We start from the raw sequence: 23,978 nt of genomic DNA, 5'->3' as shown, positions 1-23,978 counted from the left end.
TGTATATCAGGGTATTTCGCAAATTTCAGTGTTGTTTTTGTTTGCTGTATTACTAAACCGAGCCTGCGATTTCAGGCGTTGGGTTGGATCGTGACTTCAACCATAAAGCAACCCTTGAGGGTAATGGGAGAGGATTGCTAACAGTTAGCGATAATTTTGGTAGCGCTTTCCCTGCCAGCATTTCGACAGTTGCTGACTCGTCAAGCAACGCTGTCGGTGTCAATGATAATGAAATTACAGCATCAATCTTGGCAGCTGGACAAAACGCATCACTGCCAAACATAGCTCGAATATCCAGTAAGCCGAGTTCACGATGATGTAACAGGCCGATAATTTTCGGTGGGCAACGTGCCGTTAACCAATCGTTATCGGACACGATATCAATACAATCGTCAGCAACTAATTGTCCGCCAAGTTCAATCAGGGCGAGCGCCAAACTGCTTTTGCCAACGCCTGGCTGGCCGGTAATGAGCAACCCAGTCTGTTGCCAGACAACCATTACGCCATGTTGATAGCGCGTAATGTTTGCGCTCATGAGACTAATCTTCGTCTAATGACAATAAATACTCAAATATCGCATCAGCACTGCCTGCATGGCGAATTTTTCCGCAGCAATCGGCATCGCGAAATATACTCACCAATCGTGATAAATGCTGTAGATGATTTTCTGAATCATCTTCTGGTACCAGCAGACCAAAAGCGATATCAACTGGCTGTCCATCAGCAGATTCAAAATCTACCGGTTCACTTAAGGTGAGCATGGCTGCCATGGTATGGGTTAAACCTGGAACGCGGGCATGGGGGATCGCAATACCTTTGCCGAGTCCGGTACTGCCCAAACGTTCCCGTTCAAGCAGTACCTGAAAGACTTTATCGGCAGACAGCGCTTCGCTGTTAGCCGCCAGCAAGTGACTGAGGTTTTCCAGTACTCTTTTTTTACTGGTGGCTTCATCCTGATAACTAATATTATCGGCATTGACTAACAGCGCAGCGATCAGCATGAGTCAGCCCTTAACTCGCATTATGTTTTTTCATGGCACCATCCGCTTGATGGTGATTGGTGATTTTATCTTTGTGTTTAATAATCTGGCGATCCAGTTTGGCAACCAGATTTTCAATTGCGCTGTACATGTTTTCCTGCTCATCAGAAGCGAACAGATCGGCGCCACTGACATGGACCGTCGCCTCGGCTTTTTGTCGCTCTTTTTCGACGGACAAAACCACATGAACGTTGGTCATATGGTCAAAATGACGGGTCAGTTTTTCAAATTTTTTGTTGACGTGATCACGAAGACTATCGGTGATGTCTAAATGTTGTCCGCTTAAGTTTAATTGCATAATGCTTCACTCCTGTTGGTGGATGAAAACTGGTTTACACCAGTCGCTTACGCTCGTTTGACGGAGGGATAAACAAGGTTTCCCGGTATTTAGCAATGGTACGTCTTGCAACATTGATCCCCTGTTCTTTGAGAATATCAGCAATTTTACTGTCGCTCAGCGGTTTTCTTGGGTTCTCGGCTGCGACCAGTTTTTTAATAATAGCTCGAATTGCCGTTGCTGAACATTCGCCGCCGCTTTCGGTGCCGACATGACTGGAGAAAAAGTATTTCAGCTCAAAAATACCGCGGGGCGTATGTAGATATTTGCGGGTTGTGACTCGCGAGATCGTAGATTCATGCATTTCAACCGTTTCAGCAATGTCTGCCAACACGAGTGGCTTCATGGCTTCATCGCCGTGATCCAGAAAATCGCGTTGTCTGTCGACGATGGCTTGCGTTACTTTGAGTAGCGTTTCATTGCGACTTTGCAGACTTTTCAGGAACCAGCGCGCTTCCTGCAGGTTATTTTTCAGATAAGTATTTTCGGCACTGTTATCTGCCCGATTAATTAATTGAGCATAATGGTCGGCAATTTGTAATTTTGGCGCATTGTCAGGATTCAAAGACAAACGCCACTGGCCTTGATATTTACGTGCATAAATATCTGGTACCACATATTCGGTATTGTCCCGCTGGATTAATGTGCCAGGCCGCGGGTTCAAAAGTTGTATCTGACGCACCAGATCAGTCAGTTCGTCATCACTGACTTTGAGGGCTCGTTTGATTGCGACATAATCACGTTTTGCCAAGGTGTCCAGATGTTGATCAATCAACGCCGTCAATACATCCAGATGCTGGACGGCATCTGCATCGAACAGACGAAGTTGGATCAATAAGCATTCCCGCAGATCTCTGGCACCGACGCCGACCGGATCAAAATGTTGAATGCGATGTAAGACAGTTTCGATTTCGTCTAATTCGATTTCTTCAAAATCATCGCCCAGCGTCAGTTGAATGTCTTCAAGCGTGCATTTGAGGTAGCCATCGTCTTCAATGGAGTCGATTATTGCCGTCGCAATGGCATATTCAATTTCAGTAAATGGCGTCAGGCGCATCTGCCACAGAAGATGTTGTTGCAGGGTATCACCACTCTCATCGTGACCATCCCGCTCAAAATCTGATTCTGCGGTGTTTACAGAGGTTGAGGCTGTATAGGTTGTCTGGTCGTAAACATCATCCCACTGACTATCAACAGGTAACTCTTCTGGAATATCACGATTTTCGAGTTCACTGATTTCTCGACTATCGTGGTCTTCATCGCGCTTTTCAGGCGCATCAGATTCACCGTCGAAATCAAAGTCTTCTTCAACTTCAAGCAGGGGATTCGTTTCGAGAACTTCCTGAATTTCTACTTGAAGCTCTAACGAAGAAAGTTGTAGCAGACGAATGGCCTGTTGTAACTGCGGCGTCATCGACAGGCTTTGGCCTACACGTAGCTGTAATGATGGTTTCACTTAAATGCGCGACGAGTTGTTATGACCATGTGTCAATGTTACCGCAAAGCTCCTGCCATTGCCTATACAACAAATCAAAATTTCACAGCAAATAAGGTAACCAGCTTGTTTTGCTGATATTGATCACATTAATTTAAGGCGTAAGCAGTCCCAGACGTTCACAAACCGTTAATACCGGCTGGGTTTTGTTCATTGTGTAAAAATGTAGTCCTGGCACATCCAGATCCAGCAATTGCTGGGTAAAATCAGTCAGGAAATCGGTTGTAAAAGCTTGCAATGAAGCCGTGTCGTCATGAAATGCTTCAAGCCGCTTACTCAACCAGCGCGGAATTTCAGCTCCGCAGCCGGCGGAGAAGCGAGCTAACTGGGAATAATTATTGATCGGCATGATGCCCGGAATGATGGGAATATCCAGTTCCGCCTGCTCACAGCGATCGACAAAATATAAATACGCGTCAATATTGTAAAAATATTGGGTAATGGCACTATCGGCACCTGCATCGACTTTGCGTACGAAGTTGTCAAAATCAATGTTGGCATTCGGCGCTTGTGGGTGTACCTCAGGATAAGCGGCAACTTCAATCGTAAAATGATCTCCCGTTTCGGCACGGATGAATTCTACTAACTCATTTGCATAGCGAAACTCTCCCGGATCACGCATCCCGGACGGCAGGTCACCACGTAAGGCAACCAGTCTGGAAATGTCGTTATCGATGAATGTTTGTAAAATCTGGCGAATCCCTTGGCGAGATGAACCGACGCAAGAGAGATGCGGCGCGGCATCTATGCCGGTTGTAGCGGCACGTTGCTGAATCGCAATCACGGCATCAAGCGTATTGTGTTGTGTCGAGCCACCGGCGCCAAACGTGACCGAATAAAAAGCCGGTTGGAGTTCGGCAAGTTCTGTTGCCACCTGCAAAAATGTGTTGACGCCTTTCTCTGTTTTAGGAGGGAAAAACTCGCAACTGATAATAGGGGATTTAGCCATTTTCTTCCTCGCAAAAACAGGCTGGTGGGGAGCAAGTTCAGCTCCCCTGCTAAGGGTTAATAGCGATAGTGTTCTGGTTTGTAAGGACCGGTTTTCGGTAATCCTAGGTATTGTGATTGCGCTTCGGTCATTTCTGTTAGTTTGGCGCCAATACGAGTTAAATGTAATTTTGCCACTTTTTCATCAAGGCGTTTTGGCAATACATAGACTTTATTTTCATAGTTCTGGTGATTTTGCCAAAGTTCGATTTGCGCCATCACTTGATTAGTGAATGAGGCAGACATGACAAAGCTGGGGTGACCCGTAGCGCAGCCCAAATTAACCAGACGACCCTCAGCCAATAAGATAATGCGTTTGCCATCAGGGAAGATAACGTGATCAACTTGAGGCTTGATATTTTCCCATTCGTATTGGCGTAGGGAAGCGACATCGATTTCATTATCAAAATGACCAATATTGCAGACAATGGCTTCATTTTTCATAGCCGTCATGTGCTCATGATTGATCACATTGATGTTGCCAGTTGCCGTTACAAAGATATCGGCTTTATCCGCAACGTCTTCAAGAGTCACGATGCGATAGCCTTCCATCGCGGCCTGTAATGCGCAGATAGGATCAATTTCAGTTACCAGAACGGTTGCTCCCATACCGCGAAAAGCTTGAGCGCAACCTTTACCGACGTCACCATAGCCTAAGACGACGCAGATTTTGCCGGCAACCATGACGTCGGTTGCACGCTTGATACCATCCAGCAAGGACTCACGACATCCATATAAATTATCAAATTTCGATTTGGTAACCGAGTCGTTCACATTGATAGCCGGGACTTTAAGACTGCCGTCGCGCATCATTTCATAAAGGCGATGCACACCGGTGGTGGTTTCTTCTGATAGTCCGCGCACTTGTTCCAGTAATTCGGGGTAATCGCTATGCATCAGTTGGGTTAAATCCCCGCCATCGTCGAGAATCATGTTTGGCCGCCAGCCATCTGGGCCTAGAATCGTTTGACGAATACACCAAACAGCTTCTTCTTCGGTTTCACCTTTCCAGGCAAATACGGGAATTCCCTGATCGGCGATGGCCGCTGCAGCATGATCCTGAGTCGAAAAAATATTACAGGATGACCAACGCACCTCTGCGCCAAGTTCGACTAATGTTTCAATGAGTACAGCAGTTTGAATGGTCATATGCAGACAGCCTGCAATGCGGGCACCTTGTAATGGTGCTTGACCTTGATATTCGTCGCGTAATGCCATCAGGCCAGGCATTTCACTTTCCGCAATTTTAATTTCCTGATGTCCCCATTTCGCCAAGTTAATATCAGCAACTTTATAATCGGGAGTCAGATTTTCGACAGCAGCATGAGAGGTCATAGTATTCAATTTCCTAATAAATTATTTGAGGCCAGCCGCATTGCGCAACAGTGGGGCAAGGTTGGTTTGTTCCCAAGGGAACGCCACGTCTTCACGGCCAAAATGACCGTAAGCAGCTGTGGCCTGATAAATCGGTCTAACCAGATCCAGCATCTTGATAAGGCCGACCGGGCGCAAATCAAAATGTTCACGTACCAGCTGGACTAATTTGGCTTCGTCAATCTTGCCGGTGCCAAAGGTATCGATACTGATCGAAGTCGGTTCAGCGACGCCTATAGCATAAGAAATCTGAATTTCACAACGCTCAGCCAAGCCGGCGGCAACGATATTTTTAGCGACATAGCGACCCGCGTACGCCGCACTGCGATCAACTTTGGAAGGATCTTTGCCTGAAAAGGCGCCACCACCATGACGTGCCATACCACCGTAAGTATCGACAATAATTTTTCTTCCAGTCAGACCGCAGTCGCCAACCGGACCGCCAATAATAAACTGACCAGTCGGATTGATATGATATGCGGTTTGCGAAGTTAACCATTCAGATGGTAAGACGGGTTTAATGATATGTTCCATCACCGCTTCGTGCAGATCTTTCTGGCTGATGTCTGGGTTGTGTTGAGTGGATAATACGACGGCATCAACACCAACGGGTTTACCGTTCTCATAAACAAAAGTAATCTGGCTTTTCGCATCTGGACGTAGCCAAGGTAATTCCCCTGAGCGACGAACTTGCGATTGTTGTTTGACGAGACGATGCGCGTAAGTAATGGGCGCAGGCATTAATACATCGGTTTCATTACTGGCATAGCCAAACATCAGGCCCTGATCCCCAGCACCTTGCTCGTCTTCATTACCGCGGTCAACGCCCATGTTTATATCGGGCGATTGTTTGCCAATGACAGACATGACGCCACAGGTTTCACCGTCAAAACCCACATCAGAACTAGTGTAGCCAATGTCTTTAATCGTTTTGCGAACGATGTCTTCAATATCGACCCAGGCTTCGGTGGTGATTTCACCGGCAATAATGGCAACCCCCGTTTTTATCAACGTTTCACAAGCCACACGCGCTTTGGGGTCCTGGGTAATGATGGCATCAAGTATGGCATCAGAAATTTGATCGGCGACTTTATCTGGATGACCTTCTGAAACAGATTCAGAGGTAAAGAGATAAGCACGACTCATAGACTGCATCCTTAGTTAGGGGGCGGGTAGGTACAGATAGCAGAATGGTGAGAAAAGTTCAGAGACGATGCCCATTACTACCAGTGACCTGTTAATAATGAACGCCGTTTTATGCTACATCATTGAATAAGCCTAGCAGAATCGGTGTCTGTCGCAGCGTTCCTTATTCAACTGCAATATGTTAATTCATCTTGGGAAAATTACAAGTAAATCCGGCCGTTAAAACAGTAACGTATGGCCCTGCTGCTTCAGCCATTGCCGCTGAATTTTAAAATCAGGCATCTGCTCCCCGACTAATCGCCAGAATGCCGGGCTGTGATTCATCTCTTGCAAATGGCAAAGCTCATGGATCAAGACATAATCGATAACCGAAATCGGTGCCTGAACCAGTTGCCAGTTCAGCCGAATTTCGCCGCCAGCGTGACAACTCCCCCATCGTGACTTGTAATAACGTACCCGAAACCTGGCTGGCATGAGGCCGGTTTTTTTGGCAATCTGCCAACCGCGTTGTGGCAGATAATCTGTGGCTAATGTTTGATAAGCTTCGCTTAATTTATTTTTGGCGATCCTTTGATCTGAATCTGTCGGCAGTTTTAACTGTATTTGTTCGTCGTTCAATATAAAGGATGAGGTTAATTGTGGCTTGAAGCGTAATTGTAACGACTGGCCTAAATAGGGTTGCTGTGAGTTGTTGTTATAGCGACGAACCGGCTGATTGAGCTGTTTTTTTAGCGAGTTTTTCAGCCACTCTTGTTTTTGCTCAAGAAACTTCTCTCCTAAGGATAATGGGCAACGCCAGGGTAAATGTAAGCTGATCCTATTATCAGTGACTTTGATTGCTACCGATTTTCGACGTCGGTCACGACGAATCGAAACCGGCTGGTTTTCAAAGAAAAGTTGTGGGGGTTGGTGAGTCTTTTTACGAAACATCCGCGCATTTTAACCGTTGATTTGCGAAAATAGATATTTTGTCATTGGAAATATTGTGAACACTGCGCTTAAACTGGCTCATCGATTATCCGTCGCGCCCATGCTGGATTGGACTGATCGTGATTTTCGCTATTTATGCCGATTATTGTCGAAACGCGCCATGCTGTATACCGAAATGGTAACTACCGGGGCGTTATTGCATGGTGATGTGGCCCGCTTTTTGGCACATGATGCACAAGAATATCCCTTGGCTTTACAGTTGGGTGGATCTGATCCAGAGGATTTAGCGACTTGTGCCAAGCTGGCTGAGTCAGCCGGTTTTCAGGAAATAAATTTGAATATTGGCTGCCCCAGTGATCGCGTTCAAAATGGTCAATTTGGCGCCTGCTTGATGGCTAGTCCAGAATTAGTTGCAGATGGCATCGCTGCCATGAAAGCCGCAGTGCGTATTCCCGTGACGGTCAAAACACGATTAGGAATAGATGACCAAGATAGTTATGCATTTTTGTGGCAATTCGTTAATGCGGTTAACCAGGCAGGGGCGGATGCGTTGATTTTGCATGCGCGCAAAGCGTGGTTACAGGGGTTAAGCCCAAAGCAAAATCGCGAAATCCCATCACTGGATTATGATCGCGTTTATCAGATAAAAGCCGATTTTCCTGAGCTGCATCTCGATATCAATGGCGGCATTCAGACGCTTGAGCAGGCGGCATGCCATTTGGAAAAAGTAGATGGGGTGATGATTGGACGAGCGGTCTATAATCAACCACATCTTCTCGCATGGGTTGATCAAAAACTTTTTGGTGACGACACGCCAGTCATTAGTGAAACAGAGGTTGTAGAGAGCATGATCCCCTACATCGAGAGACGTCTTGATGAAGGTCGGCCTTTAAAATCAATCACTCGGCATATGTTGGGATTATTTCAAGGCCAACCTGGTGCACGCCGCTGGCGGCGCCATCTGAGCGAAAATGCTCACTTGTCTGGCGCCGATACCGGAGTCATTCGTGAGGCATTAAAACAGCTTAGTTAACGGTTAGCTTCTGAGGCCGGTTCCTTTTTTTAATAAATGCAAGGCATACCAAGTCAGACTGGCAATAAACAATAAAATAATGACAAATGCTGCGACAACAGGTACATCACTCGTCCCTAACAAGCCGTAGCGGAAGGCATTTACCATGTAGAGAACAGGGTTGAGCAGAGACAGTTTCTGCCAGACTTCCGGCAACAGACTAATGGAATAAAACACGCCTCCTAAATAGGTTAATGGTGTCAAAACAAAGGTCGGAATAATGGAAATTTCGTCAAAACTGCGAGCATAAACGGCGTTAATAAATCCACCAAGGGCAAACAAGATAGCGCTCAGTACCACCATGCTCAGCGTAACCCCCCAGTGCTGCACCGACAGGTCGGTAAAAAACAAGGCCACAATAGTAACAATTACCCCAATCAGCAGGCCGCGAGCTGTGCCACCAACGACATAGCCGGCAAGAATCAAATAATTGGGTACGGGCGCCACAATTAACTCTTCAATGTGGTTTTGAAACTTGGCACTAAAAAAAGATGAGGCTACGTTGGCATAGGCATTGTTGATAATTGACATCATAATCACGCCGGGCGCGATGTAAGCCATATAATCAAATCCGTCCATCGCGCCTATACGGCTACCAATGAGACTGCCAAAAATAATGAAATACAGGGTCATGGTTATTGCCGGCGGCAACAGTGTCTGTGCCCATATACGCAAAAACCGGCGTACCTCACGAATGACAATGGTACTAAAAGCAATCCAATGCTGGCGGTGACGCGTTGTCGTCATTTGGGTTGCTCCGATGGTTTAACGAGTTTCAGGAATAATTCTTCCAGCCGATTGACCTTGTTTTTCATACTGCCAACCTGAATGTTACGCGCCGTAAGAAACTGGAATAAACCGTTTAAATTGTCACGTCGGTTGATTTCGACTTCCAGTGTTGTGGCATCAATCAAGTGATAATCCAAACCTTGCAAACAACTGGTATCAGTGAGTTCTTGCTGCAAGTCCAGCACAAAAGTCTCTTTATCCAATCGATTTAGCAGTGACTTCATATCGGTATTTTCCACTATTTCACCTTTGTCGATAATGGCGATGTTTCGACATAGGTTTTCGGCTTCTTCCAGATAGTGAGTAGTCAGGATAATGGTTGTGCCTTGACGGTTTATGTCACGTAAAAAAGTCCACATGGATCGGCGCAACTCTATGTCAACACCGGCGGTTGGTTCATCCAAAATTAACAATTTAGGTTGATGAACCAGCGCCCTTGCAATCATTAAACGTCGTTTCATACCGCCCGACAATGAGCGAGAAGGGGTAAAACGTTTCTCCCAGAGGCCTAACTGTTTCAGTAACGCATCGGCGCGAGGTTCCGCTTCATTTGCAGCCAACCCATAGTAACCGGCCTGCGTTAGCAGGATATGTTTGACCTGTTCAAAACCATTAAAATTAAATTCTTGTGGTACCAGACCGATGTAACTTTTTGCCAGTTCAGGATCCTCATCCAAATCAGCATCAAAGACCTGAATTTGCCCCGCTGTTTTGGTGACGAGGGAGGTAATCAAACCAATCGTGGTCGATTTACCTGCTCCGTTCGGCCCTAGTAATGCAAAAAAGTCCCCATCCTGCACGGTGAGGTTTATCTCTTTCAATGCTTGCAAGCCGTTATCGTAGGTTTTGCTTAAATTATTCAGCGATAGTGCGGTCAAAATGGTTATATCTCGGGCAGAAATGAGCTGGCTAGATTATCATGCCATTATGTCAGATCAAATTTTCGTGCCAAGAGTTCCGCCGGCATCTGAATCAGAGTTAATGGAGCGCTGTCGCGCCATTTCAGGCAAAACTTTGGGCCAACTTGCAGCGTCAGCGGACGTTGTTGTACCCAAAGATTTGCGACGCCATAAGGGGTGGGTCGGCGGCTTTTTAGAATCATTGCTTGGCGCTGATGCTGGCACATCGGCAAGGCCAGATTTTACCCAATTAGGCATTGAACTGAAAACCTTACCCTTAGCGGCCACAGGCATGCCCAAAGAATCTACGTATGTCTGTACGGTAGACATGTCAGAGTATGGTGAGATGCCCTGGGAACAGAGTTGGTTGAGACGAAAGCTTGCGAAAGTGCTATGGTTACCAGTGGAAGGCGTTTCAGCGGTTCCCTTGATTGATCGGTATGTCGGTATGGGGTTTTTATGGTCACCGGATAGCCAACAAGCCGCTTTGCTAAGGCAGGATTGGGAAGAGTTAATGGAAATGCTGCTGACGGTGGGACCAGAATCGGTTACGGCTCGGCAAGGTGAAGTGTTACAGATCCGGCCTAAAGCGGCGAATAGTCGGATGCAGGTTGCAGGATTAACCATGGATGGAGAACAAACGCAAATTAACCCGCGAGGGTTTTATTTGCGACCGGCCTTTACCAAAGCCATTCTGGATAGCAATAAAGCTTGCCGATAGGTTGCTGGTAAAGGCAGAATGATGCGATGGAGAAGGAATCACCTGTGCAAAAATTAACTGCGCTTGTTGTCGATGCGGCGGCTGGCTTTCGTGAGCAAGCAAAATCAATTCTAACGGCAGCAGGCTTCAACGTTGAAGTGGCTGAAAATGGTCAGCAAGCCCTGACTTTGGCAAGTGCCGGTCGGTTTCGGCTGATTTGTTGCAGTGATGATTTGCCTGATATCGCGGGCAGTGATTTTTGCGGTCAGCTCCGCGCGCTGGATGGTTATGATTATGCGGCGGTGTTAATCATGACGGACAATGATAACGCCAGAAAATTAAAACAGGCTTTACTGGCAGGCGCGACCGATATTTTCAACAAGCATGATACCCAAGAGTTAGAAATATATGTTCGTCGGCTAGCGGAGCGAGAGACACGTCATTTATCGGGGCGCGTCTTGTTCATTGAAGACTCTCGGGTATTACAGACAATCATCATCGATTTGCTGACCGATATGGGCCTCGATGTGGATGCATACACCTTTGCCGAAGAGGCTTGGGCCGCTTTTAGTGGTGGTGATTATGATTTGGTTATCACCGATATCATGCTGGAAGGGAGTATGAGTGGCATTACACTCGTTCGCAAAATCCGCAGATTACGGGAAGAGTCTGGGAACTTACCGATTATTGCAACGTCTGGCTTTGATAATATGTCCCGCAAGATTGAGCTTTTTCAGTTAGGCGTCAACGATTTTGTTTCTAAGCCTATCAACCGTGAGGAATTACGTCAGCGGGTTTTTAATCACATTACCAGTTATCAAAATGTGCGTGAACTGCGTGCGCAACAGAATTCACTTTATAGCCTCGCTATGCTCGATCAGTTGACGCAATTATTTAATCGTCATGCGCTGAGAGAGTTTGCGGGTAAGTATTTCAGCGAGGCTTATCGATTTAACCGGACGTTGTCTATGGCAGTGTTGGATCTAGATCATTTTCGTGATTTAAATGATAAATATGGCCATGACAAAGGGGATCAAGTGCTGGCCGAACTAGGCAACTGGCTGAAGCGACATGTTCGTGATGAGGATATGATAGCGCGATGGGCTGGCGAAGAGTTCGTCATGTTATTGCCAGGTTGTGATGCCCCAGCTGCCGTCGTATTAATGCAACGTATGCAAAAGCGGCTGCAACGCTTCAAGCCGGCAAATATGACGATTTCACTTAGTGTTGGCGTGGCCGAGATGCGACACGAGCCCCAGGATAATTTGAATACGCTGTTTGAATTAGCGGACCGGGCAATGTATCAAGCAAAAATGGCGGGTCGCAACTGTGTCCGCCAGTATCAAACAGAAGAGGGCGAAACGCTTTAATGATAGCGGTTTGAGAAGTCAACGCACTGTTGTTGGGTCAACATAAAAATGCCTTGGCCGCCTTGCTCAAAACTTAACCATAAAAAATCCATTTCTGGCCATGTTTCCATCACGGTAACGTCACTATGGCCTACTTCGACAAACAGCAGACCATTCTCAGTCAGATGCGTTGCTGCACCAATAATAATTTGCCTTACTAAGGCAAGGCCATTATCGTCAGCACGTAAGGCGTCGACGGGTTCATGGCGATATTCTGCAGGCAAATCCGCCATTTCATCATCACTGACATAAGGTGGGTTACTCACGATTAAATCGTATTGCTTATCCGCAAGGTTTTGCCATAAATCTGAGGTAATTAAATGGAGCCTGTCTTGCAGTTGATGTTTGTGTTGATTAATTTTGGCAACTTCAAGTGCCGCATCACTAATATCAACGGCATCGATGTCAGCATCAGGAAATACATGCGCTAAGGCGATAGCAATACATCCACCGCCCGTACACATATCGAGAATATGACTTGTGTCATCGGGCGAGCTCAGCCAAGGACTGAACCGGTCAGAAATCAATTCTGCAAAAGGCGAGCGGGGGATTAGAACGCGCTCATCAACGTAAAACGGAAGACCAAGAAACCAAGCCTCTTGGGTTAAATAAGGTACGGGAACCCGTTCTTCTATGCGTTTTTTGATTAAAATCATTAGCGCTGTTTTTTCTGCGCTAGTCAGTCGGGCATCCAGAAATAATTCAGGTACCTCGCCAACCGGTAAGTTCAGGTGGTGTAGGATGAGCTGCGATGCATCGTTAAAAGCATCTTCAGTACCATGACCAAAAAATAATCCAGTTTCCTCAAAGCGTGAAGTCGTCCAGCGCAGAAAATCCCGCAAGGTCATTAATTCTACCGTTGCGGAATCGTAATCAATGGTCATGAATGATCAGTAATATCAACAAAGTGGCCAGCGATTGCGGCGGCGGCAGCCATTGCAGGGCTGACTAGATGGGTTCGCCCACCTTGGCCTTGACGACCTTCAAAGTTACGGTTTGAGGTCGAAGCGCAATGTTCGCCTGCTTCCAATCGATCGGCATTCATAGCAAGGCACATCGAGCATCCTGGGTCACGCCACTCAAAACCGGCCGCAATAAAGATTTTATCCAACCCCTCTTGCTCAGCTTGCTGTTTTACCAGGCCCGAACCCGGCACAACCATTGCCTGTTTGACACTGCTCGCGACTCGGCCACCTTGTATAGCACTGGCAGCCTCACGCAAATCTTCAATGCGCGAATTGGTACATGAGCCAATAAAGACCCGGTCCAGATGAATGTCAGTAATGGCTTGGTTTGCATTCAATCCCATGTATTTTAGTGCTTTTTCCATGCCGTTGCGTTTGACGGCGTCAGCCTCGCCAGAAGGATCTGGAACCATAGCGCTGACTGGCACGACCATTTCTGGTGAGGTGCCCCAGGTGACCTGAGGTTTGATGTCTTCCGCCTTCAGTACCACGACTTTGTCAAAATACGCATCGGGATCAGAGTGTAATTGCCGCCATGCCGTTACCGCCTTGTCCCAATTTTCGTCTTGTGGGGAAAACGGGCGGTTTTTGAGGTAATTAATAGTTGTGTCATCGACCGCAATCATACCGGCGCGGGCGCCTGCTTCAATCGTCATGTTGCAGACAGTCATACGACCTTCCATACTTAACGCTTGGATCGCTTCGCCAGCAAATTCAATCGCATAGCCAGTACCGCCAGCAGTACCAATTTCACCGATAATCGCCAACACAATATCTTTGGCAGTAATACCCGGTTTGACATGTCCTTCGACACGAACCTGCATATTTTTTGATTTTCGTTGAATCAGGCACTGTGTGGCCATCACATGTTCAACTTCCGAGGTACCAATCCCAAAGGCCAGCGCGCCAAAAGCGCCATGTGTAGAAGTATGTGAGTCACCGCAAACGACCGTCATGCCGGGCAGGGTTGCGCCTTGTTCCGGACCCACCACATGCACAATGCCCTGCCGCATATCGCTCAGGCCAAATTCGGTAATGCCAAACTGCGCGCAATTTTGGTCAAGTGTCTCGACTTGTAACCGGGAAATCGGATCAGCAATGCCTTTCTCGCGATCTGACGTCGGTACATTGTGATCCGGGGTTGCCAAGATAGCACTTAATCGATAAGGCTGACGACCGGCTAGACGCAACCCTTCAAATGCCTGTGGAGAAGTGACTTCATGAACTAAATGGCGATCAATATATATCAATGCAGTACCGTCGCTCTCGCTACGCACTACATGTTGATCCCACAGTTTGTCGTAAAGGGTTTTCGCGGTCATCGTAATGTACTACAAATTTCAGTAAACAGGTCATTATACAACGATATATGGAGACGCTCTATTATCAAATCAACTGACGTTAAATTGAAGCAAAAAAAAGGCAGCCCGGAGGCTGCCTTTTTGGCATATGACTTCAGGAACAGTGGTTATTCCATATTGGCATGCCGGTACCGCATATCTTCTTCTGCGATGCCTTTCTCATGGATAAGATAAGAAATTGTGGCTTCGAGAAAAATCAATGTGGAAAGTTCAAACATGGTGCCCATGGGCAGGCCTTTAGTTGTTGCAAAGCTGCCATCGTTACCGATTTGAACCGTTTGGTCTGCAATATCGCCAATTGTGGATTTTGATTTAGAGCAAATCAGAATCACTTTTGCGCCTTCTGACTTGGCCTTATTGGCGAATGAAACCAGTTGAGTGGTTTCCCCTGACCCGGAAATGACGATCAGAAGATCACCACTACGGATACTTGGGGTAGCAACTTCACCCTGAACATAGGTTTCATAACCACTATGCATCAATCTCATACCCAGGAAATTACCTACTAGCTTGGAACGACCAGCACCTGTAATGAAGATACGCTTGGCATCATCACACATAGAAACCAGTTTGGCTTCATAAGATTCTTCCGTCGCGCCAAGAATGTCAGTGATTTTGTTTAACAGTAGATCACGATGCATTATTTAGTTTCCTTATTTTTATGCTTAGGCTGCGTCAACCAGTGCACGCAGTTCTTTAGCAGATTCTGCTGGAGAAGGCGCGCCGTAGATAGCTGCACCAACAACAACGATAGCCGCACCTGCTTGTACACAGCTTTGGATAGTGTCTTTGTTGATACCACCAGCAACAGAAACTTTAACATTCAGACCCAGACCAGTGATGGTTTTCAGATCTTCGAATGGTGTTTGACCTGCAGCTTGTGCGTCCAGACCAGTGTGAACACCGATGATGTGCGCGCCGTTAGTTGCTGCATCTTTAGCAACAGCAGCTTTATCTTCAACACCGATCAAGTCGATTTGAGCTTCGCCGTTGTTTGCGTTAGCCGCTTTGATAACCCCTTTCATGGTCGCCATATCAGAAGCGCCCAGAACAGTTGTGATGTCACCACCAGCTTCAAAGAAAGGAGTGGCTTCGTATTCGCCCGCATCCATTGTTTTCAGGTCAACCAGGATTTTCTTGTCTGGGTGAGCAGCTTTCAGTGCTTTAACCAGTTTCAGACCGTTGTATTTGATGCAAGGGGTACCAATTTCCAGAATATCGACGTAAGGAGCGACTTGTTCAGCCAGCGCCATTGTTGCGTCAAAATCCAGTGAGTCCAGAGCCATTTGAATTTCAGCCATGTTGTTTACTCCTAAAGTTAAAAAATGATCCCATTATGGTTAACGGGTTTTTCTTATCAGCAATTAGAACAGCGTGCTGTTCCAAAAGACTGTGTTGTCCGGTCGGGTAGTTCAACCGACCGGACGGGTGCTAATGATGTTCGATTAGCTTTCCAGCTCTGCCAGACGTGATGCCAGCAGTTCTTCCAAGGTTTCCAGCGCCTTAGCAAAACCATCAATGCCTTCGGACAATTTCTCTGCCGCCATGCGGTTTTCATCATGCATTTTGTCGAAAGTGGCTTTATCGATACTGATTTTATCGATGTTGGCATTGGCTGCTTTCTCTGGAGACAGTTTACGTTCCAGCGTGCCTTCTGTTTTTTGCAACTCATCTAACAGAGCAGGCGAAATGGTCAGCAAGTCAACACCGGCCAGTTCAGTGATTTCACCCACATTACGGAAGCTGGCGCCCATGACTTCAGTGTTATAGCCAAACTTTTTGTAGTAGCTATAGATTTCGGTGACAGAAAGTACACCTGGATCTTCATGAGAAGCATATGAATCACGACCGGTATCTTTTTTGTACCAGTCAAGAATGCGGCCAACGAATGGTGAAATCAGTGTGATACCGTTTTCTGCGCAAGCAATTGCCTGGTGCAGACCGAACAGCAATGTCAAATTACAGTGAATGTTTTCTTTTTCCAGCACCGCAGCAGCCTGAATACCTTCCCAGGTTGACGCGATTTTAATCAGGATACGATCTTTAGATACACCCGCTGCTTCATATTGCGCAATGATTTCACGCCCTTTGGCGATGGTTGCTTCTGTATCGTAAGACAGACGCGCATCAACTTCAGTTGAGACACGACCAGGAATGATTTCCAGAATTTTCAAACCAAAAGAAACGGCCAGACGATCAAACGCCAGGGTAGCGACTTCTTTGGCATCCGCACTTGCTCCCAGGGATTGACGCGCTGCTTTCAACGTATCATCTACGATAGCCTGATATTGTGGCATTTGCGCGGCTGCGGTAATGAGTGATGGGTTGGTTGTCGCATCACGTGGTGTATATTTTTCGATGGCTTGAATATCACCAGTGTCTGCAACAACAATGGTCATTTGCTTCAATTGATCAAGTAAGTTCGCCATTTGAGTACCTTTTTTAAACGAATATTTAAAAGTCTGTCGGGTTGGGCGGCCCAGTTAAAATTGCCGGCCAATGCCGGCAAAAATTACGACGCCATAGCAATGCGAGCATTGCTGCGTCGTAATGTAGCTGTTTGCTTGCGTAGCGCTTTAAGACTTGCTACGGATATAGCGCTCTACACCAGTCAGTGGTTTGGTGCCAGCACTGTTACGGATGTATTTCTCTACACCAGTCAGTGGTTGGTTGTTGCTGAGTTGATTGCGAATATAACGCTCAACACCGGTCAAAGACTGACCATTCTGCGCTTGGTTACGAATATAACGCTCAACACTGGTCAGTCCATCATTTGCCGGTTTGCTCGACGCATTATCGTTGCAACAATCACTGTCCTTAGAGGCGGAAAACAATCCTTTCAGGAAGCTGCAAATTGATGCCAAAAGTCCTTTGTCACTCATGAGAAATACCCCTGTTACCTTATTATTCTAACCCCATCTGCCCAACGGTTAGTGAGGTTGGCGCAACGGGTAAATTACTATTTTAGGTTTCTTGTGGCAAGCCAACACATAAACGCGATTAAAATTATAGCGCTGCAAAGTTGTCTTTGACCACTCTCAGCTAGCCGACAGTTTTGGCTGCGTGCCTGACAAGTTCAACCAGCCTGTAAGGAATCTGATAAAAAAAACGAGTGGCAGTGTGCCACTCGTTTTCTAGTTTCGTTCAATGGTCTCGCTTAAGCAGCATCAACCAGAGCACGCAATTCTTTAGCAGATTCTGCTGGAGATGGCGCACCGTAGATCGCCGCACCAACAACAACAATGTTAGCACCAGCTTGGATAGTTTTCTGGATAGTGTCTTTGTTCAGACCACCAGCAACAGAAATACGCACACCCAGATTCAGTGAAGCAATGGCTTGCAAGTCAGCGAATGGGGTTTGGCCAGCAGCTTGTGCATCCAGACCAGTGTGAACACCAATGATTTGCGCACCGTTTTTCGCTGCTTCAGTGGCAACGGCTTTTTTATCTTTAACGCTGATCAAATCGATTTGTGCTTCAGCATTATTTGCATTGGCTGCTTTGATAACGCCGCCCATAGTTGCTTTGTCAGAAACACCTAAAACGGTGCAAATGTCAGCGCCAGCTTCATAGAAAGGCGTCGCTTCATATTCACCCGCGTCCATTGTTTTCAAGTCAACCAGAATCAAGTTGTTCGGGAATTTGGCTTTCAGTGCAGTAACGATTTCCAGACCGTTATATTTGATGCACGGTGTACCAACTTCGAGGATGTCGACATAAGGCGAAACTTGCTCAGCAAGTGCGATAGTTTGATCGAAATCCAGAGAATCAAGGGCCATTTGAATAAGTGCTTTTGCCATGCTGACATGCTCCTAAAATTTGATTTAATTTATGGTTTTACGTTGAATTTACGCCACAAGACTATAAAGCAGTTGCTCAAACGCTGTCAATTTTTAGCCATCAAGCGGCTCGGTGAACTGGTGGATTGGGCTGGACAGGGTCACAGCAAAGTGCGACGCTTAAATGATTTTTTATCTCAGACCAAACGTAACTCACATGCAGACGAAAATTGAAAATATCGGCGGGCTGATCATCGATATGGATGGCGTACTCTGGCACGGCAATAACGCGTTACCCGGACTATCGGAGTTTTTTGCTTTATTGCGCTCGGTAAAGTTGCCGTTCGTGTTGGCGACTAACAACGCCAGTCTTACCCAAACACAATATATCGACAAATTAGCCAGTATGTCAGTTGAGGTATCCGCGGATGAGGTTTTAACTTCGAGTATGGCAACAGCCCGTTACCTTAAGGAAAATCTGCCAGATGACAAAAAACGGGTATTTGTGATTGGTGAGGCTGGCTTACGGCACCCCCTTGAAGAACAGGGTTTTTCGTTAACAGACCTCATTGATTTAAAACCCACGCACCCTGATGAGTCGGTTGACTGGGCCGATGTTGTTGTTTCTGGCCTTGATAGAAAACTGACTTGGGATAAATTAGCCACCGCAACGCTTAACCTGAATCATGGCGCCCTATTTTATGCGACAAATGCTGACTCTAGCTTGCCTACAGAGCGGGGAGAGGTGATGGGCAATGGTGGCGTCTTGGCGGCGTTAACCAGTGTGACTGGAAAAGCACCAAGGGTTATTGGTAAACCGGAACCGATCTTATATCAACAAGCTTTTGAAATTTTGGGAACAGAGAAACACAACACCATTGCCATTGGCGATCGTTTGAACACCGACATATTAGGGGCTGTTAATGCAGGTATCCGGAGCCTGATGGTATTGACTGGTGTTTCAACAGCATCGGAAGTAGACGACTTGGACTACGGGCCAGACTGGATTTTACCCGACCTGCCTGCGATTACTGCTGCGCTGGAAGCTAGTCTGAAATAAGGAATCTATTGATGAAAAAACTATTGAACCAACCGGACACATTATTGACAGAGTCATTACAGGGCTTTGCCATTGCCCATGCCGATATTGTCATTGCAGAAACGTCGCCGAGATTTGTTCGGCGAAAGCATATTGCGAATCACCCTAAGGTCGCGCTTGTTTCAGGTGGTGGTGCGGGTCATGAACCACTGCATGCCGGTTTCGTTGGTCAGGGGATGTTGGATGCGGCCTGTCCGGGACAGGTCTTTACCTCACCAACGCCCGATCAAATGCTGGCGGCGGCTGAATCCGTTGAAAACGGTGCTGGTGTGCTATTCATTGTCAAAAATTATGCTGGTGACGTGATGAACTTTGAAATTGCCGCCGAGATGTTGGAAGCAGAAAATGCGACCGTGCTGGTAGCGGATGATGTCTCGTTGCCAGCAGATCACAGTACGGGCAGACGGGGTGTTGCCGGGACACTTATCGTCGAAAAAATTGTTGGTGCAGCCGCTGAACAAGGTCGGGATCTCGCTGCCTGTAAAGCACTGGGCGAGAAAGTCTGTCGTCAAACTGCTTCAATGGGGTTGGCGCTGAGTAGTTGTACCGTTCCGGAAGTGGGTAAGCCAACTTTTACGATCGCTGATAATGAAGTCGAAATGGGTGTAGGTATTCACGGTGAGCGCGGCCGCGATATTGTGCCGATGGCCTCAGCGGAAACATTGGTTCAGCAATTAACCGAAACGATTGATCGGGATTTATCGCCACAGGCTGGACAAAAAATATTGCTGCATATCAATGGTCTTGGCGCCACCCCATTGATGGAGTTGTATTTGGTATTTGATATTGCTGCCAAATATTGGCAACAAAAAGGTATTGAAATTCATCGTAGTTTAGTGGGGAACTACACAACCTCTCTGGACATGATCGGCTGCTCTGTCACGGTTACCCTGTTAGATGAAGAACTCATTGCACTCTGGGATGCTCCCGTGCATACAGCGGCTTTACGGTGGGGCTGTTAAACCTTATTGGTTTTGAATAACTTCGTCTGCAATGGCGCTGAGAATGAGCTGACTGGTTCTGGCACCTGCATCAATATGGCCGCGTGCTCGTTCCCCCAGGAAGGACGCACGGCCTTTGGTCGGCAACATGTCTTTTGTTGACAACATGCCTTGCTCGGCGGCCTGCTGCAATGACTGCATTGCTTGCATCAGCGAGTCGTTTGAACGCACACTGGCCTGCAAACTCACCAGCGCGGGAATCAGCGTGTCCAACATGGTTTTCTCGCCAATATCTGCCTTACCGCGAGCCTTGACTGCAGCGACGCCCGCGGCATAAATGTCTACCAAGCCTGCAAAGTCTGCTAGGGTGTTTTTAGCCGTTTTGCCCATGGTGACAAACATGGATCCAAGCAATGAGCCGGACGCACCACCCATAGTGGACATCAGTGTCATACCAATTTTGCTCAACGCCTCAGGTAACGCCATCTTATCCAACGAACTCGAATCTTGCGTGAGGGCAGTCAAGCCACGTTGCAGATTAACCAGGTGATCACCATCGCCAATGGCCTGATCCAGTTCCGCAACCTCATCAGCATGCTGTTGCAAGGTCAGTGTAATGGCGTTCAGGCAGGTTGAAATGGCAATAGTCATATTCATCAATTAGCAATAAAAGAATCTCAAAAGCTATTAAAAAAACGGCTTTGGTGCAAGCCAAAAATAAAAAAAGCCCCAACCCGAAGGTTGAGGCTTTCAAGACGTTAAGCTGAATCCAGTGGATTCAAGCTAACTGGTCTTACCAGCTAATGAAACCACCGATAGCGATAACATCAGTTTCTGGTTCTGCTGAAGTATCATGGAATTCAGTTTCCATTTTAGAGTATTCAGCAACCAGTTTCAGGTTGGAAGTAACGTCATGGTAAACACCAACAGTAAACATGCTGTTTTTATCGAGGTTACCGAAACCATCAGAAATCGTTGCAGCACCAGCGTTATCAAGTGTTGATTCACCGTAAGAAGCTGCAAGGAAAGTTTGTCCACCAAAGCGGTAACCTAACTGTGCATAGTAACCATCGCCTTCACGAGCATCGCCATTAGCATCAAATGCCCCCAGACCTAAACCAGCCAGGCCTTGGCCTTCACTGTCATAGTATGCGGCAACGGCTTCAAAGCCACCTAATACTAATTGGCCACCCAGTGTCCAAGCGTGTGAACGATCGTCAGTACCAACATACTCAACTTTTTGAGACATGCCGTCTAACCACAGCTTCATGCTGCCGCCGTCAAAAGCACCCGCATAGCTGATAGACGCTTCATAGCGTGGGTCTTTTTCTTCAATACCACGGCCATAAATCGAATTTTCGTAGTCGTCAGCATCCAATACCGCAACAGCAACTTTAAAGCCGCCCATATCGTTTGATGTCCACTTGATTTGTGAACGCCAGTTTGCGTACTCATAACCCCAGCCAATACGACCCAGTGTCGTAACAGCAGAGTTTTGTGCACCACCAGCAGCCAAGCCAGTCGCACCCACACCAAACAAAGTTTGATCCAGCAAGATGTTGTTGGCTGAGTACAGACCCAGACCTTTACCTAACATCACTTGACCAAAAGAACCGTCAACAGTCGCAAACGCTTCACGTTGCTCCATTGCGCCACTGCCTTGGTTCAAAGCACCGCCGAAATAGCTGCCATCATTAGTCGATGGAGAGATAGAAACGCGTGCGGCTACTTTCAGACCATTGACTTCAGGTGCTGAAACGTTGAAGCCAAAGAATGTTGGCAACAGGCCGTTGGCAACTTGAGAATTTTTTTGATCGCCCATGCCTGGGTTATCTGAATCCGTGTGGATAAAGAATTGGTTGATATTACCGTCAACACTGAACTCGTAACCATTTTCGCCACCAACAACGATTGTCGCGTTGGCTGCGCCAGCTACGGCAAATGCTGCTGCGCCGATCAGGCTCGCTAATGTAGTTTTTTTCATGTCTGTTTACCTTCTAATTGTTAACAGATTACTTTAAGTATCTCTCGTAACCGGACTTCTCTCTCGGTTATTGCTTATTTTGCACATCCAAAAAACGTTTGCAACACTTTTACAACAAAAAGTTTACCGATTTGGCAAAATCGCCTTTATTTGTGTGTTTTTTACCACAGATAGTGTTGAGCGAGGTAAGGATATTTTAGAAGGCAATGCGATAAAGGCGTTGTCTTGGCGGCAGACGGTGTGGTTTGAGGAAAGTGTGGCAGGATGTGGAATGCTTATCTGGCTAGACAAAAAAGCCCGACCTAATTACAGGCCGGGCTTTTTGTATTCGTGGTGGCTCGACCTGGAATCGAACCAGGGACACAGGGATTTTCAATCCCTTGCTCTACCAACTGAGCTATCGAGCCAATAAGGTCGCGTATTAAACCTGTTCAGCCGGCTGCTGTCAAGCGCCTACCTTAAAAACGATATTCATGACTTGTTGCCAGCAAGATCACATGGTCTAATGACAAAAATAATATTGGGAATATTTCCGGTAATATTTCGGGAATTTTTGGTGGTATATGATGCAGGCAAAACAATTTTGGCTCTGGGGTGTGGTGTTATTAAGCACATTGGCAATAGGTATTCTAATGTCTCCCAATATATTGACATCAGATTGGTTAGATAAGCTTGATTCAGATGATGATGTCGTTGCGTCTGATAGTGAGAAGTCTGCACCTAGTTTAATGGCCGTTGAACTTGATTCGGATTTGATTGAGTTGGCCGGAATTAAAACGGCCATAGTAAAAGAAGCCATATTATCTCCTGAAGTTCGAGCTTGGGCTTCAGTTCATTCTGTTCAGCCATTGTTAGAACAGCGGGGAGAGCTTGTACAGCAACAGGCACAACGTAAAGAAGCGGAAGTTGTGATGGATGCGATGTACCAAGAGTGGTCACGCTTGCAAGAGTTAGCGACACAAGCTGGCAGCATTGCTAATAAGGAAGTCGCTAGTGCTAAAGCAAAATGGCAAGCAGCAAAAGCAAGGTTTGATTCAGCGCAACTTCATTTTGACCTGATAAAAAACAAGATTGCAGGGTACTGGCCTGAAACAATTGCAGACTGGATAACTGCGGACAATAGTTTGGCTTTAAACCGGATTGTTAGCCGTCAGGATAGTTTGTTGCGCGTGAGTTTGCCGGTTGGATCTTCGTTAAATTCAGAAGTGAAAACTCTCAGCGTTGTCTTACCTAATCAGGAAAAAGCGCTGAAAACGGCGACCTTTATAGCGCCTGTATTAAGCGGTAATCAGAGTGCGTTTGGTCAATCATATTACTTTCTAATTAAGGATACCGCATTACCAGAAAGCCTTAGGTTGGATGTGTGGGTACCTAAACAACCAACAGCTTTAAAGGGAGTCTCAATACCGGGGGAAGCGCTTGTCTGGTATGGCGGCCAACAATGGATTTATGTAAGGCGTTCATTGGAAAACTTTCAGCGCGTTTCAGCGCAGTCCATGATACCTACAGCTATAGGTGTGTTTGACATAAACAATCTTATTTCACCCCAAGAAAAGGTGGTTATAAGGGGGGCTCAAACGCTTTTGTCAGAAGAATTCAAGTGGCAAATCATGGATGAAGACGACGATGACGATGATGATTAGCTTTAAAGCACGTGAATTTAATTTAGAGA

General features: G+C 46.6%; 25 protein-coding genes, 1 tRNA gene and 1 riboswitch. Of the genes, 6 read left to right on the top strand and 20 right to left on the bottom strand.

What is annotated here, in order from left to right:
- Positions 1–52: 52 nt before the first annotated feature.
- The 8 genes from Q7C_RS08170 to Q7C_RS13330 all read right to left on the bottom strand — a co-directional run bounded on the left by Q7C_RS08170 (position 53) and on the right by Q7C_RS13330 (position 7,309).
- Entirely contained in the window at positions 53–535 is a 483-nt protein-coding gene (locus tag Q7C_RS08170; protein ID WP_014704265.1) for an HPr kinase/phosphorylase, read from the bottom strand.
- A 4-nt stretch (positions 536–539) separates the two neighbouring features.
- Positions 540–1,001 (bottom strand): PTS sugar transporter subunit IIA, encoded by a 462-nt coding sequence (locus Q7C_RS08165; protein WP_014704264.1) that lies wholly within the window; start codon positions 999–1,001, stop codon positions 540–542.
- 10 nt (positions 1,002–1,011) lie between these two features.
- Positions 1,012–1,338 carry a ribosome hibernation-promoting factor, HPF/YfiA family gene (gene hpf / locus Q7C_RS08160; protein WP_014704263.1) on the bottom strand — a complete coding sequence of 109 codons (327 nt, stop codon included), beginning with the start codon at positions 1,336–1,338 and terminating at the stop codon, positions 1,012–1,014.
- A 34-nt stretch (positions 1,339–1,372) separates the two neighbouring features.
- Complete coding sequence (locus Q7C_RS08155; protein WP_041366671.1) at positions 1,373–2,833, bottom strand: RNA polymerase factor sigma-54; 1,461 nt, start codon at positions 2,831–2,833, stop codon at positions 1,373–1,375.
- A 133-nt stretch (positions 2,834–2,966) separates the two neighbouring features.
- Positions 2,967–3,821 carry a methylenetetrahydrofolate reductase [NAD(P)H] gene (metF, locus tag Q7C_RS08150; RefSeq protein ID WP_014704261.1) on the bottom strand — a complete coding sequence of 285 codons (855 nt, stop codon included), beginning with the start codon at positions 3,819–3,821 and terminating at the stop codon, positions 2,967–2,969.
- A 56-nt stretch (positions 3,822–3,877) separates the two neighbouring features.
- Positions 3,878–5,194: an adenosylhomocysteinase gene (ahcY, locus tag Q7C_RS08145; RefSeq protein WP_014704260.1), complete on the bottom strand. Its 1,317-nt coding sequence runs from the start codon at positions 5,192–5,194 to the stop codon at positions 3,878–3,880.
- 21 nt (positions 5,195–5,215) lie between these two features.
- Entirely contained in the window at positions 5,216–6,379 is a 1,164-nt protein-coding gene (metK, locus tag Q7C_RS08140; protein WP_014704259.1) for a methionine adenosyltransferase, read from the bottom strand.
- Between the two features lie 92 nt (positions 6,380–6,471).
- A riboswitch (S-adenosyl-L-homocysteine riboswitch) is annotated at positions 6,472–6,550 on the bottom strand.
- A gap of 48 nt (positions 6,551–6,598) precedes the next feature.
- Positions 6,599–7,309: a M48 family metallopeptidase gene (locus Q7C_RS13330; RefSeq protein WP_014704258.1), complete on the bottom strand. Its 711-nt coding sequence runs from the start codon at positions 7,307–7,309 to the stop codon at positions 6,599–6,601.
- Between the two features lie 55 nt (positions 7,310–7,364).
- On the opposite strand from Q7C_RS13330, the gene dusA reads away from it, so the two are divergent.
- Positions 7,365–8,342 (top strand): tRNA dihydrouridine(20/20a) synthase DusA, encoded by a 978-nt coding sequence (dusA, locus tag Q7C_RS08130; protein ID WP_014704257.1) that lies wholly within the window; start codon positions 7,365–7,367, stop codon positions 8,340–8,342.
- Positions 8,343–8,345: 3 nt separating this feature from the next.
- Here dusA and Q7C_RS08125 read toward each other — a convergent pair whose 3' ends face one another.
- Positions 8,346–9,128: an ABC transporter permease gene (locus tag Q7C_RS08125; RefSeq protein WP_014704256.1), complete on the bottom strand. Its 783-nt coding sequence runs from the start codon at positions 9,126–9,128 to the stop codon at positions 8,346–8,348.
- Entirely contained in the window at positions 9,125–10,048 is a 924-nt protein-coding gene (locus tag Q7C_RS08120) for an ABC transporter ATP-binding protein (RefSeq protein WP_014704255.1), read from the bottom strand. The genes Q7C_RS08125 and Q7C_RS08120 overlap by 4 nt, the downstream gene beginning before the upstream one ends.
- Positions 10,049–10,097: 49 nt before the next feature.
- Between Q7C_RS08120 and mutH the strand changes: the two genes are divergently transcribed.
- Both mutH and Q7C_RS08110 read left to right on the top strand, forming a co-directional pair.
- Complete coding sequence (gene mutH, locus Q7C_RS08115) at positions 10,098–10,790, top strand: DNA mismatch repair endonuclease MutH (RefSeq protein WP_041367027.1); 693 nt, start codon at positions 10,098–10,100, stop codon at positions 10,788–10,790.
- Between the two features lie 44 nt (positions 10,791–10,834).
- Positions 10,835–12,139, top strand: a complete 1,305-nt coding sequence (locus Q7C_RS08110) for a GGDEF domain-containing response regulator (RefSeq protein ID WP_014704253.1) — start codon at positions 10,835–10,837, stop codon at positions 12,137–12,139.
- Here Q7C_RS08110 and prmB read toward each other — a convergent pair.
- From prmB to hxlA (Q7C_RS08075), 7 genes are all read right to left on the bottom strand, one after another.
- Entirely contained in the window at positions 12,136–13,062 is a 927-nt protein-coding gene (gene prmB / locus Q7C_RS08105) for a 50S ribosomal protein L3 N(5)-glutamine methyltransferase (RefSeq protein ID WP_014704252.1), read from the bottom strand. The two genes, Q7C_RS08110 and prmB, sit on opposite strands and share 4 nt — an antisense overlap.
- Positions 13,059–14,465: a 3-isopropylmalate dehydratase large subunit gene (leuC, locus tag Q7C_RS08100; RefSeq protein ID WP_014704251.1), complete on the bottom strand. Its 1,407-nt coding sequence runs from the start codon at positions 14,463–14,465 to the stop codon at positions 13,059–13,061. Before leuC ends, prmB begins: the two co-directional genes overlap by 4 nt.
- A gap of 146 nt (positions 14,466–14,611) precedes the next feature.
- On the bottom strand, positions 14,612–15,145 hold the full coding sequence (hxlB, locus tag Q7C_RS08095; protein ID WP_014704250.1) for a 6-phospho-3-hexuloisomerase: 534 nt from the start codon (positions 15,143–15,145) through the stop codon (positions 14,612–14,614).
- A gap of 24 nt (positions 15,146–15,169) precedes the next feature.
- Positions 15,170–15,805 carry a 3-hexulose-6-phosphate synthase gene (gene hxlA, locus Q7C_RS08090; RefSeq protein ID WP_014704249.1) on the bottom strand — a complete coding sequence of 212 codons (636 nt, stop codon included), beginning with the start codon at positions 15,803–15,805 and terminating at the stop codon, positions 15,170–15,172.
- Between the two features lie 144 nt (positions 15,806–15,949).
- A complete protein-coding gene (locus Q7C_RS08085; protein ID WP_014704248.1) occupies positions 15,950–16,933 on the bottom strand; it encodes a transaldolase in 984 nt (327 codons plus the stop codon).
- Positions 16,934–17,080: 147 nt separating this feature from the next.
- Positions 17,081–17,386 (bottom strand): hypothetical protein, encoded by a 306-nt coding sequence (locus Q7C_RS08080; protein ID WP_014704247.1) that lies wholly within the window; start codon positions 17,384–17,386, stop codon positions 17,081–17,083.
- A gap of 275 nt (positions 17,387–17,661) precedes the next feature.
- A complete protein-coding gene (gene hxlA / locus Q7C_RS08075; protein ID WP_014704246.1) occupies positions 17,662–18,303 on the bottom strand; it encodes a 3-hexulose-6-phosphate synthase in 642 nt (213 codons plus the stop codon).
- Positions 18,304–18,499: 196 nt separating this feature from the next.
- Here hxlA (Q7C_RS08075) and Q7C_RS08065 point away from each other — a divergent pair, with 196 nt between their 5' ends.
- Entirely contained in the window at positions 18,500–19,342 is an 843-nt protein-coding gene (locus tag Q7C_RS08065) for an HAD-IIA family hydrolase (protein WP_014704244.1), read from the top strand.
- 11 nt (positions 19,343–19,353) lie between these two features.
- A complete protein-coding gene (gene dhaK / locus Q7C_RS08060) occupies positions 19,354–20,343 on the top strand; it encodes a dihydroxyacetone kinase subunit DhaK (RefSeq protein WP_014704243.1) in 990 nt (329 codons plus the stop codon).
- A 3-nt stretch (positions 20,344–20,346) separates the two neighbouring features.
- On the opposite strand, the gene dhaL is transcribed toward dhaK, so the two are convergent.
- The 3 genes from dhaL to Q7C_RS08045 form a co-directional block, all read right to left on the bottom strand.
- Complete coding sequence (gene dhaL / locus Q7C_RS08055; RefSeq protein WP_238532299.1) at positions 20,347–20,973, bottom strand: dihydroxyacetone kinase subunit DhaL; 627 nt, start codon at positions 20,971–20,973, stop codon at positions 20,347–20,349.
- A 142-nt stretch (positions 20,974–21,115) separates the two neighbouring features.
- The gene (locus Q7C_RS08050; protein WP_014704241.1) at positions 21,116–22,306 is read right to left on the bottom strand and encodes a porin; all 1,191 of its coding nucleotides are present in this window, start codon (positions 22,304–22,306) and stop codon (positions 21,116–21,118) included.
- A 331-nt stretch (positions 22,307–22,637) separates the two neighbouring features.
- Positions 22,638–22,713: transfer RNA gene (locus Q7C_RS08045), tRNA-Phe, on the bottom strand.
- Between the two features lie 156 nt (positions 22,714–22,869).
- Between Q7C_RS08045 and Q7C_RS08040 the strand changes: the two genes are divergently transcribed.
- A complete protein-coding gene (locus Q7C_RS08040; protein WP_151194747.1) occupies positions 22,870–23,949 on the top strand; it encodes a hypothetical protein in 1,080 nt (359 codons plus the stop codon).
- The last annotated feature ends 29 nt before the right edge of the window (positions 23,950–23,978 follow it).

Source organism: Methylophaga frappieri, from assembly GCF_000260965.1.
Taxonomy (GTDB): Bacteria; Pseudomonadota; Gammaproteobacteria; order Nitrosococcales; family Methylophagaceae; genus Methylophaga; species Methylophaga frappieri.
The sequence above is the reverse complement of the archived record's forward strand: the minus strand, read 5'-3'. Positions and strand labels throughout refer to the sequence as shown.

Coding starts and splice junctions, on each gene's coding strand:
- Q7C_RS08170 (WP_014704265.1), bottom strand. CDS start 535: ATGAGCGCAAACATTACGCGCTATCAACATGGCGTAATGGTTGTCTGG.
- Q7C_RS08165 (WP_014704264.1), bottom strand. CDS start 1,001: ATGCTGATCGCTGCGCTGTTAGTCAATGCCGATAATATTAGTTATCAG.
- hpf (WP_014704263.1), bottom strand. CDS start 1,338: ATGCAATTAAACTTAAGCGGACAACATTTAGACATCACCGATAGTCTT.
- metF (WP_014704261.1), bottom strand. CDS start 3,821: ATGGCTAAATCCCCTATTATCAGTTGCGAGTTTTTCCCTCCTAAAACA.
- ahcY (WP_014704260.1), bottom strand. CDS start 5,194: ATGACCTCTCATGCTGCTGTCGAAAATCTGACTCCCGATTATAAAGTT.
- metK (WP_014704259.1), bottom strand. CDS start 6,379: ATGAGTCGTGCTTATCTCTTTACCTCTGAATCTGTTTCAGAAGGTCAT.
- Q7C_RS13330 (WP_014704258.1), bottom strand. CDS start 7,309: ATGTTTCGTAAAAAGACTCACCAACCCCCACAACTTTTCTTTGAAAAC.
- Q7C_RS08125 (WP_014704256.1), bottom strand. CDS start 9,128: ATGACGACAACGCGTCACCGCCAGCATTGGATTGCTTTTAGTACCATT.
- mutH (WP_041367027.1), top strand. CDS start 10,098: ATGTCAGATCAAATTTTCGTGCCAAGAGTTCCGCCGGCATCTGAATCA.
- prmB (WP_014704252.1), bottom strand. CDS start 13,062: ATGACCATTGATTACGATTCCGCAACGGTAGAATTAATGACCTTGCGG.
- leuC (WP_014704251.1), bottom strand. CDS start 14,465: ATGACCGCGAAAACCCTTTACGACAAACTGTGGGATCAACATGTAGTG.
- hxlB (WP_014704250.1), bottom strand. CDS start 15,145: ATGCATCGTGATCTACTGTTAAACAAAATCACTGACATTCTTGGCGCG.
- hxlA (WP_014704249.1), bottom strand. CDS start 15,805: ATGGCTGAAATTCAAATGGCTCTGGACTCACTGGATTTTGACGCAACA.
- Q7C_RS08085 (WP_014704248.1), bottom strand. CDS start 16,933: ATGGCGAACTTACTTGATCAATTGAAGCAAATGACCATTGTTGTTGCA.
- Q7C_RS08080 (WP_014704247.1), bottom strand. CDS start 17,386: ATGAGTGACAAAGGACTTTTGGCATCAATTTGCAGCTTCCTGAAAGGA.
- hxlA (WP_014704246.1), bottom strand. CDS start 18,303: ATGGCAAAAGCACTTATTCAAATGGCCCTTGATTCTCTGGATTTCGAT.
- Q7C_RS08065 (WP_014704244.1), top strand. CDS start 18,500: ATGCAGACGAAAATTGAAAATATCGGCGGGCTGATCATCGATATGGAT.
- dhaK (WP_014704243.1), top strand. CDS start 19,354: ATGAAAAAACTATTGAACCAACCGGACACATTATTGACAGAGTCATTA.
- dhaL (WP_238532299.1), bottom strand. CDS start 20,973: ATGACTATTGCCATTTCAACCTGCCTGAACGCCATTACACTGACCTTG.
- Q7C_RS08050 (WP_014704241.1), bottom strand. CDS start 22,306: ATGAAAAAAACTACATTAGCGAGCCTGATCGGCGCAGCAGCATTTGCC.
- Q7C_RS08040 (WP_151194747.1), top strand. CDS start 22,870: ATGATGCAGGCAAAACAATTTTGGCTCTGGGGTGTGGTGTTATTAAGC.